The organism is Acinetobacter sp. NIPH 542 (assembly GCF_000369825.1).
Classification (GTDB): domain Bacteria; phylum Pseudomonadota; class Gammaproteobacteria; order Pseudomonadales; family Moraxellaceae; genus Acinetobacter; species Acinetobacter oleivorans.
On sequence record NZ_KB850204.1, the window covers coordinates 367,827 to 381,354 of the forward strand.

A 13,528-nucleotide genomic window follows, 5' to 3' on the forward strand; every position below is an offset into this window, starting at 1 on the left:
GATATTAGTTCGTACCGAAAAGACCTTTAACCCAAGATTTCTTTTCAGCTTTTTGTGTAGACGTTTGAGCACCAGCGTTTATATTTGCGTTTGTGTTAACTCCAACAGGGCCAACGTTAACACCAACATTTACACCAGTTTGAGCATTAATTGCATGTGCTGGTTGAGCTGCATTCAACTGTGCTTGGGCATCAGCTTTAGTATCAGCTACAAATTCTTTTTGCTCAGCTTGATTTTGAGCTACACGAGTTTTTACTGCATCTACATGCGCTTGAGCATTAGCTTGTTTTTCAGCAGTAAATTCTTTTTGATCTGCTTGTTTTTCTGTAACTTTAGTCTTTACAGCATCAAAACCTGCTTTTGTATCAGCTTTAGCCTCAACTGCTAAGTTTTTAGTGCCGTTTGCAGCTTTAGTCGCTACATTTTTAGTACCTGTTACTGCTTCGGTAGCAAAATGTTTAGTACCAGCTGCAGCTTTAGTCGCTACATTTTTAGTACCTGTCGCAGCTTCGGTAGCAAAGTGTTTGGTACCCGTTGCAGCTTCAGTTGCTATGTGTTTAGTACCATTTGCAGCTTTAGAAGAAAGTTCAGTCACTTTTCCTGTTGTTTTTTTAGTTGCTTTAACTGTAGTGTCAGCAGCGACATGACCAGCATGCTTTGCTGTGTTACCTACAGTGTGTGCAGTATTTTTGACTGTATTGGCTACGCCACTAACAAGACCACCCGGTTGTACATTTACTTGAGCAGAAGCATCTGCATTAACGCCCGCACTTTGTGCAAAAATAGAAGCAGAAGCAAGAACACTTGCAGTAACGATAGCTGTTTTCATCATTTTCATTGCGATATCCTTCAAAGAATATACCCTTTTAGTGAGGTATTTCATAAACGCAAACGAATCATAGCCAAGGGAATATGGGCTTGGGAACTGACTTCATCAAAACGTTACAACAGTGTTACGTTGAGTAAACAGACTAGGGAGGAATTGTGGAGATTAATAAAAATTAATAATAAAGTGAAAAAGAACATTTATTTATTAGAAAATCTAATTAAGCAAAAGGAATTCTTATTATTTAATTTTTTAAAAACACCTTTTAATTTTTTCATTTCGTTTTTTTCGAATTTGCTCTCTATATCTTCAAATGTGATGTAAATCTCATTATTTATTGGAGTAAACGGCATAGTTATTGCTTATTATGAGAATAAGGCGCTTTTTAGCACTTTTTTGAACCATCTTCTGCCAGAAATATAAACGTACAGGGCAGAACTGTATTTTTGCTTATTCGGGATAAAGTTATTTTAACTTTTTAGTGGTTATGTATTTCATTAAATAGATTTTTCACATGAAAAATATATTAAGAAATGCTGCTTTATTTCAAATAATCAAAAATAAAAATAGATATCTATAAACAAAAAAACAGAGATATGACAGATGAAAATTATTGCTTCCCTTCTTGTAATAGTCGGCTTGATCGCCGTTGTTCTGTATTTAAAGCCCACAAGTGGTGCATCTGATGTGTTTAATTCTGCTTTACATGAGTCGAATTCGCCACAACCAGACACATCGTCTTTTCTTTCTAAACTTAAGGAGCCTACTCAACCTAAAAATCTATCTCAACATTCAACTCATCCACAATCGGTATCAGCTGATACTGTTCCTTTTTATGACACAAAAAGTGATCTTTCAATTCAACCGATTGATCCAGAAAAAGATCCAGCAAATGAAATAAAAGCGAAATAAGTAAATTGTTAGTTGAAAAACTACGGAGAAAAATAATGCAAAGTAAAACGTTATTTCTATTAGGTCTATGTACGATTTTAAGTACAACTGCATCAGCTCTTCCTTTAGATTCTAAAGATGCTAAACAGCGATTAAATCAGGCAGCAAAACAAAAAGTATTTCAGGGTAAAATCGATTTAGATGCCTTGGTTAATAATGATTCGAATGATTTAATTGTTGAATACAATATTGCTTCGGTGAGCGTGCCTTCCGGGTTAGAACGGCGAAGTTATATTGCAACAAATAAGAAAAATTTACAGGCAAGGTTTAACCGTGCTGGTGGTGTTCAAGTACTTCGGGACTACAATAATTTGCCTTTAGCTTTTTATCGGATTAGTAACCGCGAAGCTTTGGTCTCTTTGCTCAATGATCCGAATGTTAAAGCGGTTTATCCAAATCGTATTAATCAAACCACGACCAATGAAAGTTTACCTTTAATTAATCAACCACAAGCAAATACTAATGGTTTCACTGGTGAAGGCTCTAGTGTGGCAGTGATTGATACAGGGGTGAATTATCTTCATTCTGATTTTGGTTGTACGGCAGTAAATACACCGTCAAATACTTGTCGCGTTGTTTACTCATTTGATAGTGCACCAGATGATGGCGCTTTAGATGATGATGGGCATGGTAGTAATGTTTCAGGCATTGTGTCCAAGGTTGCCACCAAGACCAAAATTATAGGCATTGATGTTTTTAGAAAGGTCAGATCCCAAGGTAAATGGGTAAGCACAGCTTATGATAGTGATATCCTCGCAGGGATTAACTGGGCTGTAAATAATGCACAAACCTATAATATTAAAGCAGTTAACTTAAGCCTTGGCGTACCAGGTGTTAAATATACTTCGGAGTGTAGCGACAGCAGTTATGGAACAGCATTTGCTAATGCACGAGCTGCTGGAGTGGTACCTGTAGTCGCTTCAGGCAATGACGCATTTTCAGATGGAATTTCATCTCCTGCCTGTGTTGCTGGTGCAGTAAGAGTTGGTGCTGTTTATGACAGTAATATTGGGGGTGTGTCATGGGGGAATCCTGTGAAATGTTCTGACCCAACAACAGCAGCAGACAAAGTAGCGTGCTTCAGTAATGGTGGTAGCCTTGTGACTTTATTGGCACCAGGGGCAATGATTACCGCGGGTGGCTACACTATGGGAGGTACATCTCAAGCGACACCACATGTGGCAGGTGCGATTGCTTTATTACGAGCGAATAGCGTGAGTCCAACAGAAAGTATTGATCAAACCATCAGCCGTTTAAAAACGACAGGTAAGCCAATCACTGACTCAAGAACGGGCTTGGTTTTCCCGCGTATTGATTTACTGGCAGCAACAAATGGTTTAACCATTAATTAATAGCTTATTTATAATTTTTTAAATTAGGTCCAAGAAATTTTTAAAATAGCTATAACCCGTTGCAGAAGGCAGCTTTTGCAACGGGCTTTTTATGAAAAAGTATTAATGACACTTTTCTAAATTTGCTGGATTAAAGTTATTTTGAAGTTTTTTGAAATTATTCTGAATTTCTGGATCTTGAATATTAAAAGTCGTTGAGCTTTTGGTTGTAGAGTTAGTTGCCTGATTTAATATGCCTGATTCATCAGGGTATTGTTGGGTAAATGATGTAGCTGAAATCAGCCCCTTATCATTAAATACCCAGTGTTCAGTAACGTGTCCGCCCCCTAAATATCCCGTAAATTCAATCATACAAGCTTGCTTATCTTGTTTAATGAGCTTGGCTACATTCCCTGTAGTTGATGGATAAGCTTCGATATTGGTATCTTGCTCTAAAACTTGTGCCTGAGAATAAGATGAAGAAGGAGGTGTAGAGGTTGCACATGCAGTTAATGCTAAGCAGCATAGTGTTGAAAAGAGAAGTTTTTGACTATTCATAAGGCAGATTCCTAGCTCTTTATAGTTGATGATCAATAGTTCTAAATGAATATCTGTATTTATAAAAGCGCGAATTTATCGCGCTGTCTTAGCAAATTAGTTAGTTGTTGTGCTCGATTTACTTAGCTCACCTTGTTCAATTGGAATATTTTCACCGTTTCGACTACTGGTAATATTTTGCTTCGCTTGATCTATTTTATTTTCTGTAAAAGCTTTGGCTGTATCTGCTTTTTGCTGAACGACTTCTGCTTTTTCAGCTGTAAATTCTTTGGTGTTTTTCCACTTTTCACTAATTTTATTTGAAGTTTTTTCAGAAGCTCCTTGAATAGAGTCTCCTAAATTTTGTATGCCTTTTCCAGTTTTATATAACAATACACGACCTAAACTTGGGTTATCACCATAAGGTTGTGCTTTAGATGTTGTTTCACCTACTTGTTGTGGTTGCGTTGTTTCTGCAAATAAGGTTGATGAAGCCAACATAGAGGTCGCAATACATATAATGTGTATGGTTTTCATTTTGGATAAATCTCCCCAACCAGAATCAAAAGATGAAGTGGTGATCTTACTGTTAAAAATAAAGCTTGTACTGCAATGAGATAAAACCCATACGATTTGATTACGATAAATCATCATTTGATCGCAATAAAGTAATTATCCCAATGACTCATAAACAAAATTCAGACTTAATTAAATCTAAAAACATGTCTCTAGCTTTATGGTTGCTCACATTTTTATGCCAGAAAAATTGATTCTGCATAAAGGCAAGGTGTTCAAATTTATAGCCTCGAATATTGGTTAAATTTTTATATTGCTCATAAATACTCTTCGGTACCAAAGACACACCAGAGCCTGCACTGACGCAACCGATAATGGTGGCATAACTGGTAATGCTAGTAATTGGAAGTGAAATATTTTTGAGCTTAAGCCATTCTTCAAGAGCTGCTCGGTAAGGACAGCCCTCAGTCCACATAAAAATTTCTTTACCAATCAGGTCTTCTTGGTTGTGGATCTCTCCCAAAGAATGAGATGCAATCAAGACCATTTCTTCTTGGTAAATACTGAGTTTATTCAGCATAGGAAACTCGATATTGCCTGCGACAATTGCACCATCAAGTTTGTGTTGAGAAATATCGACTAATAGCTGTTTCCATGTGCCTGTAATAATTTGAATAGAAACTTCTGGAAAACGTTGATGATACTTCGCAAGTAAGTTAGGCAGACGAGTTGTGGCAGAAGATTCAATAGCTCCAATTTTTAATGGGCCAGAAGGTGGGGCATCTGGATGAATACTCCGTTTGGCTTCATCGCATAGCGCTAAAATTTTATGGCAATAATTTAGGAAAATTTCTCCTGATGGGGTGAGTTTTAAACTTTTTCCTTCCCGATAAAACAGCGGTGCGCCTAATTCTTCTTCGAGTTGTTTAATGCGCGTTGTGATATTGGATGGTACACAATGTAGTTGCATTGATGCCTTAGCCATTGTTCCGCATTCAACCACGGTCTGAAACATTTTTAACTGAGCGATATCCATATTTTATCATTCACTTTTAATGAATATTTGACTCAATATAAGTTAATTTTATTCAACTATCCATGCGCATATGATGAAAGTGTTCCATTTCACTAGTGCAGATTTAACATGGCAATTTCTCTTGCTGCCGAAACTCAGCCTCCAGCATTTAAGCTCTATTTATGTATTGCTGTGACCGTCTTTTGTTGGGGCTATTCACCTATTGGTGTACATAGTGCTTTGCATTCATATACACCGCAGCATATTGCTTTGCTCCGTTTTTTGATTGCATCGGTTTTTTTACTGCTTTTGGTCATAAAAAAAGGGATTCAGCCTTTAAAATGGAAAGATGCTCCTGCACTTGGGGTGTTAGGATTTTTCTCTGTGACGCTGCATCATTTGCTGATAAATACAGGACAGCAATATGTGACTGCGGTTGCCTCCAGTATTTTAAGCCAGTCTATTCCATTATTTACCTTTATTATTTCAGCTTTACTTTTTAAGGAACAAATCAGTTTCAAACAATGGTTATGTATTTTGCTTGGACTTTGCGGCGCCGTTTTGGTAGTCAGTGGAGATCATGGTTTTGGTGTACCGAGTCCTTATAGTTTATTAATTGTTTTAGCTGCAATTGCATGGGGACTTTATTTTAATTTATATAAGAAATTTGCTTTAAATTATGATGCCTTGAGCATGATGTGCTACATCATTTGGTTCGGAACCATTCCTTTACTTTTTTATAGTGCTCATTTGCCTGATGAGATTTTACATGCCACTTGGCAGGCCAATATGTCGGTTGTCTTATTGGGTATTTTTCCAAGTGCGATGGCTTATGTACTTTGGGGATATGTACTTAAAAATATGCCGTTAACGATTGCATCAAATTTTTTATATTGTTCGCCGATTGTCGCTATGAGTTTGGCGGTTCTTTTCTTAAATGAAAAACCATCAATGATTGTACTGCTAGGTGGAGTGATTATTGTGGGGAGTTTGGTGTGGATGAATTGGGGGAATAGGCGTACTATCGAATAAGCTATAGATCATTAAACGATCTGTAGATTGATGTTATGTCATGTGCTGCTTACTCTAAGAGAATGAGATGATTGTTGTTACTTTGACCTATAAAAAACCATTAGCCGAAGTTGATGCTGTACTCAAAGAGCATATTTCTTTTTTAGATCATTATTATGAGCAAAAGAAGTTTCTAGCGTCGGGGCGCCGGGAAAATAGAGTAGGTGGGGTGATTTTGGTTTTAAGCTCTTCGATTCAAGAAGCTGAAGAAATCATGAAAAATGATCCGTTTTATATTCATGATGTGGCTGATTATGATTTTATGTGGTTTGAGCCATCGAAAAGTTTAGAAGAAATTAAAGAGTTTGTTTAACTCAAAAAATAAAGGGATCTATAAAATATCCCTTTATTTAATAATGAGTTAATTAACCCTGCAATACACTCACATCAGCCACAGCAGTAAACAAGTTACGCAACTGAGCTAATAAACGTAAACGGTTTGCTTTTAGGTAAGCATCATCTGCCATAACCATTACACCATCAAAGAAGGTATCGTTAGGTACACAAAGCATTATAAGCTCAGAATCTTTACTTAAACCATTTTCTAAAGCTCTGGCAAAAAGAAGAACAGCACAATAGCTCCAAAAATTCCGCTTAAGATCAGCCAGTCTTTTTTACGCATATCTGCAAGGCGAATCACCGAAAGATAAACACTGATGAAAAAAACCAAAACAAAAACCAGCAAAACTAGCGGATTATTGAAGAAGAATTTGCTGATACCAAATAGGACGAAAATAATGGTACTCGAAATCCAATACAGCAGAGCCAAAATAAATTTATTCACTGATAAATTACGAACAGAACGATCTAAACGAGGCAGAGTTACAGCTAGCATAATCAGCCCTGCAAAACCGCCTAGAATAGAGATAATCATAAAGAACAGACCGCTCATATCTGGTTTGGTCTTTATATGAGGATATAGTTTCCATAAGCCATAACCGATTGCCAGTAAAAGGGTATGGCAAAGAACAAGTTGAGCATCTATACGATAAAAATTTTTAATTGAAGAGGTATTCATTATGATGACTGCGGATTTATTTTTAATATTAAAAAACCCCACTAATTTATAGAGGGGTTCTCATTAAATTACAACCAATTAAGGCTTAGCCTTGCAACACACTCACATCAGCCACAGCAGTAAACAAGTTACGTAACTGAGCCAATAAACGTAAACGGTTTGCTTTCAGGTCAGCATCATCTGCCATTACCATTACGCCATCAAAGAATGCATCAATCGGCGCGCGAAGTGCTGCAAGCTTAGAAAGGGCAGCAGTATAGTCTTTTGCTGCAAGTAATGGTTCAACCACAGGAGTCACTGCTTGAAGTTCAGCGAATAATGCTTTTTCAGCATCTTCAACCAAGTTTGCTTCAACTACAGAACCTTCTGGTGCCGCTTCTTTTGCAAGAATATTAGCAACACGTTTGTTTGCAGCAGCAAGTGCAGCAGCTTCAGGTAATGTACGGAAGTGGTTAACAGCATTTACGCGCTTGTCAAAATCAAGTGGAGACTTCGGTGCAAGTGCTTGAACAGCTTGAAGTACGTCAACAGCAACACCTTGGTCTTCGTACTTAGCACGGTAACGACCTTCCAAGAATGCAACCGCATCAGCAAGAGTCTTGTCGTGGTCTTTAACGATGTCGCCATAACCTTGAAGTGCAAGATTAACTAACTCTTCAATTGTTACATCTAATTCATTTTCAATGATTAAACGTAAGATACCAATTGCTGAACGACGAAGAGCAAACGGGTCTTTAGAACCTGTCGGTGCTTGTCCAATACCGAAAATACCAACAAGTGTATCTAAACGGTCAGCAAGGGCAATCGTTGTTCCAGTTTTGGTTTTAGGTAAAACATCGCCAGCAAATTTTGGTAAATATTGCTCACCTAAAGCTTCTGAAACTTCAGTGTTTTCACCTTCAATACGCGCGTAGTAAGTACCCGCAATACCTTGAAGTTCTGGGAACTCACCAACAAGCTCAGACGTTAAGTCGCATTTAGCAAGTAATGCAGCTTTTTCAGCATCTGCTGGGTTTGCACCAGTGATTGCAGATAATGCAACAGCAAGTTTTGCAATACGTGTTGATTTGTCCCAAAGCGTACCAAGTTGTGCTTGGAATACCATGTTTGCTAGTTTTTCTTTACGAGATGCAAGCGGTTGCTTTTGATCTTGTAAGAAGAAGAACTCAGCATCAGACAAACGAGGGCGAACAACTTTTTCATTACCTTCAATAATTTGAGTCGGGTCTTTAGACTCAATGTTTGAAACAGTAATGAAGTAAGGTTGTAATTTACCTTCCGCATTGATCAAACAGAAATACTTCTGGTTGTCTTGCATCGTCGTAATAAGTGCTTCTTGAGGAACAGCAAGGAAGCGCTCTTCAAAGTTTGCACGAAGAGCAACTGGCCATTCAACGAGGCTTGTTACTTCATCAAGTAAATCAGTTGGAACAATCGCAATCGCGTTAACTTCATCAGCTAACTTTTTCACTTGTTCTTGAATGGTTGCTTGACGTTTTTCAAAGTTCGCAACAACGTAAGCTTTTTCTAAAACAGCTAAGTAGTCATTTGCATGCGCTAAAGTCACAGCCTCAGGTGCATGGAAACGATGACCATAAGTCACATTACCAGCTTTGTGATCTTGAATAGTTGCGTCAACAATTTGGTCATCTTTAAGTAAAAGAACCCATTTCACTGGACGTACAAATTCAGTACGGCTTGCAGCAGAACGCATACGCTTAGCAATTGGTAAATTGTCTAGCGCAGTTTGTAAAATCTGTGGAAGTAAAGCATCAAGGCTTTGACCTTTTACATCTTTTAAATAGCAAACTTTTTCAACTTTACCTGCTTGGAAAGTAGAAAGCTGATCAACTGTGATCCCTTGACCACGCATAAAGCCTTCAAGTGCTTTAGTCGGTTTACCTTCTGCATCGTAAGCCGCTTGAACAGCAGGGCCGTCAAAACGTTTTTGTGTATCAGCTTGTGCAGCATCGATATCTACAATTTTAAGCGCTAAACGACGTGGAGCTGCATAAGCTTCAATTGATGCGAAGTTTAAGCCAGCATCTTTTAAGCCTTTTACCGTCTCTGCCTGTAGTGCATCACGTAAAGTTTTTAAGCTTTTTGGTGGAAGCTCTTCACAGCCAAGTTCGAATAAAACAGTATGTTTGCTCATTAGTTTTTCTCCGCCTTTGCTGCTTCACTTTCAGCTTGTGCTTTTAACTGTGCCAATACTTCATCACGTAAGTGTGGTTCTGCCATTGGGAAGCCAAGCTCTGCACGTGCTTGTACATAACTTTGTGCAATAGCACGCGCTAAAGTACGTACACGTAAAATGTAACGTTGACGCTCAGTCACAGAAATTGCTCCACGTGCATCAAGCAAGTTAAAGGTATGAGACGCTTTAACCACTTGCTCATAAGCAGGAAGAGAAAGTTTTGCTTCAATTAAACGGTTTGCTTCTGATTCGTAAAAATCAAACAGTTCAAATAGTTTTTCAACTGGAGCGTATTCAAAGTTGTAAGTCGATTGTTCAACTTCATTTTGATGGAATACGTCGCCGTAAGTCACAGTACCAAATTGGCCTTTCGTCCAAACAAGGTCATAAACCGAGTCAACACCTTGAAGGTACATTGCAAGACGTTCTAAACCGTAAGTGATTTCACCTGTTACTGGGTAACATTCAACACCACCGACTTGTTGGAAGTAAGTGAACTGAGTTACTTCCATACCGTTAAGCCAAACTTCCCAACCTAAGCCCCAAGCCCCAAGCGTCGGAGATTCCCAGTTGTCTTCTACGAAACGAATATCGTGAGTAAGCGTATCAATCCCAATTGCTTTTAAAGAATCAAGATAGAGCTGTTGGATGTTGTCTGGATTTGGCTTAAGCACCACTTGGAATTGGTAGTAGTGTTGCAAACGGTTTGGGTTTTCACCATAGCGACCATCTTTTGGACGACGTGAAGGTTGAACGTATGCAGCATTCCAAGTTTCAGGCCCTAAAGCACGTAAGAATGTTGCGGTGTGGAATGTTCCAGCGCCCATTTCCATGTCGTAAGGTTGTAGTACGACGCAGCCTTGTTCGGCCCAATAGTTTTGTAGGGCAAGAATTAAGCCCTGAAATGTATCAATGTGCGAGATGGCGCGACTCATGTAGCATCCACGAATTTATGAGAAAAATTGCCCCTAAGTATAAGGATTTTGTAGGGGAGTGGCAAAGGCTTTAGCTATCCTTAGTTCTCATATTTTCTTTATTTGGTACATTATGAAATATAGTTTTATACCACATACAGAAAATATCATTTTGGATGAGCGCTGGTATATATTTTTCTTGAAATATCAGTGGCTTATGTTTTTTTATTATTTCAAGAATTTTAGGTTCGTTAAAGTAGTTAACAAGTTTATCGATTTTTTCTAAAAGTATATAACATTCAACAGAATACATTACATGTTCAGCATAATCATCACTTGATCTAAAGTTTTGAATAGATTGATTTAAAAGCGCTTTTTTTCTTGAGTTATCATTCTTAAGTAATTTAGCTAGCCCTAATTGATAAATTCCGCAGTAATGAAAATTTCCACCAAAAGTTGGATCTTGTTTAATACCTTTCTGTGATATTTCTAAGGCTTTTTCATACGCAAGGATTTTTTCATTAATAGGTTTACTATCGAATTTTTTACTTAAAGGACAATAGGCACTTGCCCACCAGAAAAAGAATTCCCCTGTTAAACTCTCATTTAAAATTGGGAATAGTTCCTCACAAATAGAAATTAATCGTTCATTAGAATAATTTGGATCACTAGAAAAAGAATGAAATTCTTCATTACTAATATAATCTGTAACTATCTCAGCAATTTTAAATTTATTAATAGTAACATCGCTTTTCAAAACAGTTATATAGTTTCTTACTTTAGATAATAGTTGATGACCTTTCAGCTTTGAGGTATTAAAATTAATTTCTTTAGTATAAAGCTCTAATTCAGTATAGGGCTGTTCAATAAAATCTAAACTACATTCTAAATTTTCAGCGATTTCCATAAAGGTTTCATCTGCATCACATCTATAGATTACTTTTATTTCTTCATCTTTTTCTAAGAAATTATGGCTGTGTTTTTGGATAACTTGTTCACCATATTCTAGCCAATATAACCAATTGTTATAAGGACGCAGTTCATTTAATGCATGCATTAGAGGGTCATTTTCACCGCTATAACCAGCAACAACCCAAGTTTTATTACAACCTGTTGAACGTACAATCTGAGTTAAAGTTTCTTTATGTGCTTCAAGTTGATCTGTAGTGTTTCGCTGAACAAATCCAACATGTTGACCATTTAAATAGACAATGCTTGGGTCGTGTAAAAGCTCAGCATTTACTTTACCCATAGCACCTAAATCATAAATGGCAGGAAATGGGTACATACCAACCATATAACAAGCATGGATTAAAAGAGGATCAAAATTTACAGTTAATATACGGCTGAAATATCCCTGTTTTAATAATTCAGCAATTGCGATATGCGCAAAATTTAGCTTAGCTTTTTCGATATTTTTTTCATTATTTCCTTCAATAAACCACTTAAACAGCTCCTTACGTTTAACGTTAGAAAGCTTAGTCATAATGTCATTGTATTGAAGTTTACTTAAGTCTTTTTGAGCAAATTTTTGCTCTTCTTGAGTAAAGTAGTTAGGAAAGTTCTCAATCGCAATTTTCATCAATTTTTGTGCAGGAGGAATTCCAGCAGATACAGAAATACCCGCACCTACCAATAAAATTGCACCACCCTCATTCTTTGCATCTTCGAGCGAAGCAGCCAGATGCTTAAGGAGTTCTTCTTTGTTTTGTTCCATTGCTTATAGTTTAAACTTTTGAATTTTTAGTGATTATATCTGATTTAATAAACAGTACTAGCTTGAGTAGAATTAAAACGTCACCTTATGACGCTCAGCGTACTTCACTGGATTAAATTTAAGAATGCAAAATGATATTTTTTAAACGATGCCATAAATGAGTCGTTTGATATGTCTGATCGCATTCGAGAAAAACTACAGATTCTTGCTGATGCTGCAAAATATGATGTGTCTTGTTCATCAAGTGGCAGTGACCGTAAAAATAAAGATAAAGGTTTGGGTGATGCCAGTCATTCAGGTATTTGCCATAGCTATACCGAAGATGGCCGTTGTGTATCTCTCTTAAAAATTCTATTTAGCAACGTATGTATTTTTGACTGCGCTTATTGCGTTTCACGTCGTTCTAATGACGTTCAACGTGCAGCATTTACGGTGCAAGAGGTGGTGGACTTAACCATTAATTTTTACCGCCGTAATTATATTGAAGGTTTATTTTTAAGTTCAGGTATTTTTAAATCGGCCGACCATACAATGGAGCGTATGCTTCAAGTCGTGAAAAAGTTGCGTCTTGAAGAAAACTTTAATGGCTATATTCACTTAAAAACCATTCCGGGAGCATCGCCTGAACTTATTCATGAAGCAGGTTTATATGCTGACCGGATGAGTATTAATTTAGAGATGCCGACCGAAATTGGGCTAAAGACTTTTGCACCAGAAAAATCACATCAGGAAGTGCAAAAAGATTTAGGTTTGGTCCGTGACAGACTTATTCAGCTTAAAGATGAACGTCAAATTATTAAGCATGTGCCGAAATATGTGCCAGCAGGACAGACCACTCAAATGGTGGTAGGTGCTCACCATGAGTCCGACCAAGATGTTTTGTTTATGGCAGATAAGCACTACAAGGAATTTAAACTCAAACGTGTCTATTTTTCGGGTTATATTCCAATTAATACCGAAAATAATTACTTGCCAGCAGTGGGTTCTGCACCGCCGTTGCTTCGTGAGAATCGACTCTATCAAAGCGATTGGCTGATGCGTTTTTATGGTTTTCAGGTCAATGAAATTGTCAATGAAAAACACCCAAACTTAGATCTTGATGTAGACCCGAAATTAAGCTGGGCTTTAAGGCATCCTGAACAGTTTCCAGTAGATTTAAATCGTGCCGACTATCAAATGATTTTACGTGTGCCGGGTATTGGCGTGAAATCGGCGAAGAAAATTGTTCAGGCTCGCCGTTTTGGAAAAATCCATATCGATTTACTTAAAAAACTTGGCGTAGCTTATCAGCGTGCAAAATTCTTTATTCGCTGTGAAGACAGCCCAAAGTTCCAAAAGGAACTATCTTCTGGCTATATTCGACAGCAGATTTTAACGCAGGGATCTTCGAAATATGTGCAGCAACTCTCGCCACAATTAAGCCTTGGGTTTTAAT

Annotated in this window: 13 protein-coding genes and 1 pseudogene; 5 read left to right on the forward strand and 9 right to left on the reverse strand. The window is 37.5% G+C overall.

Annotation, left to right across the window (positions count from 1 at the left end; genetic code table 11):
- Positions 1–4: 4 nt before the first annotated feature.
- Positions 5–838, reverse strand: coding sequence for a hypothetical protein (locus F886_RS02760; protein ID WP_005301114.1), 834 nt, complete (start codon positions 836–838; stop codon positions 5–7).
- Between the two features lie 591 nt (positions 839–1,429).
- On the opposite strand from F886_RS02760, the gene F886_RS02765 reads away from it, so the two are divergent.
- Both F886_RS02765 and F886_RS02770 read left to right on the forward strand, forming a co-directional pair.
- Entirely contained in the window at positions 1,430–1,738 is a 309-nt protein-coding gene (locus tag F886_RS02765; protein ID WP_005301117.1) for a hypothetical protein, read from the forward strand.
- A 35-nt stretch (positions 1,739–1,773) separates the two neighbouring features.
- A complete protein-coding gene (locus tag F886_RS02770; protein WP_005301120.1) occupies positions 1,774–3,129 on the forward strand; it encodes a S8 family peptidase in 1,356 nt (451 codons plus the stop codon).
- Between the two features lie 102 nt (positions 3,130–3,231).
- On the opposite strand, the gene F886_RS02775 is transcribed toward F886_RS02770, so the two are convergent.
- The 3 genes from F886_RS02775 to F886_RS02785 form a co-directional block, all read right to left on the reverse strand.
- Positions 3,232–3,666 carry a hypothetical protein gene (locus F886_RS02775; RefSeq protein WP_005301123.1) on the reverse strand — a complete coding sequence of 145 codons (435 nt, stop codon included), beginning with the start codon at positions 3,664–3,666 and terminating at the stop codon, positions 3,232–3,234.
- A gap of 96 nt (positions 3,667–3,762) precedes the next feature.
- Entirely contained in the window at positions 3,763–4,182 is a 420-nt protein-coding gene (locus F886_RS02780) for a hypothetical protein (protein WP_005301126.1), read from the reverse strand.
- A gap of 148 nt (positions 4,183–4,330) precedes the next feature.
- Complete coding sequence (locus F886_RS02785; RefSeq protein ID WP_005301128.1) at positions 4,331–5,197, reverse strand: LysR family transcriptional regulator; 867 nt, start codon at positions 5,195–5,197, stop codon at positions 4,331–4,333.
- 108 nt (positions 5,198–5,305) lie between these two features.
- Between F886_RS02785 and F886_RS02790 the strand changes: the two genes are divergently transcribed.
- Positions 5,306–6,208, forward strand: a complete 903-nt coding sequence (locus F886_RS02790) for a DMT family transporter (protein ID WP_005301131.1) — start codon at positions 5,306–5,308, stop codon at positions 6,206–6,208.
- Between the two features lie 67 nt (positions 6,209–6,275).
- Positions 6,276–6,560 (forward strand): YciI family protein, encoded by a 285-nt coding sequence (locus F886_RS02795; RefSeq protein WP_005301133.1) that lies wholly within the window; start codon positions 6,276–6,278, stop codon positions 6,558–6,560.
- A gap of 52 nt (positions 6,561–6,612) precedes the next feature.
- On the opposite strand, the pseudogene F886_RS20185 reads toward F886_RS02795, so the two are convergent.
- From F886_RS20185 to F886_RS02820, 5 genes and pseudogenes are all read right to left on the reverse strand, one after another.
- Positions 6,613–6,750: pseudogene (locus F886_RS20185) on the reverse strand (hypothetical protein); the annotation flags it as partial.
- Between the two features lie 41 nt (positions 6,751–6,791).
- Complete coding sequence (locus tag F886_RS02805) at positions 6,792–7,265, reverse strand: hypothetical protein (protein ID WP_005301138.1); 474 nt, start codon at positions 7,263–7,265, stop codon at positions 6,792–6,794.
- 85 nt (positions 7,266–7,350) lie between these two features.
- Positions 7,351–9,420 (reverse strand): glycine--tRNA ligase subunit beta, encoded by a 2,070-nt coding sequence (gene glyS / locus F886_RS02810; RefSeq protein ID WP_005301141.1) that lies wholly within the window; start codon positions 9,418–9,420, stop codon positions 7,351–7,353.
- Entirely contained in the window at positions 9,420–10,397 is a 978-nt protein-coding gene (glyQ, locus tag F886_RS02815; protein WP_002044989.1) for a glycine--tRNA ligase subunit alpha, read from the reverse strand. Before glyQ ends, glyS begins: the two co-directional genes overlap by 1 nt.
- Positions 10,398–10,467: 70 nt before the next feature.
- Entirely contained in the window at positions 10,468–12,093 is a 1,626-nt protein-coding gene (locus F886_RS02820) for an SIR2 family protein (RefSeq protein WP_005301144.1), read from the reverse strand.
- 171 nt (positions 12,094–12,264) lie between these two features.
- Here F886_RS02820 and F886_RS02825 point away from each other — a divergent pair, with 171 nt between their 5' ends.
- On the forward strand, positions 12,265–13,527 hold the full coding sequence (locus F886_RS02825) for a putative DNA modification/repair radical SAM protein (RefSeq protein WP_005301148.1): 1,263 nt from the start codon (positions 12,265–12,267) through the stop codon (positions 13,525–13,527).
- Position 13,528: the final 1 nt, after the last annotated feature.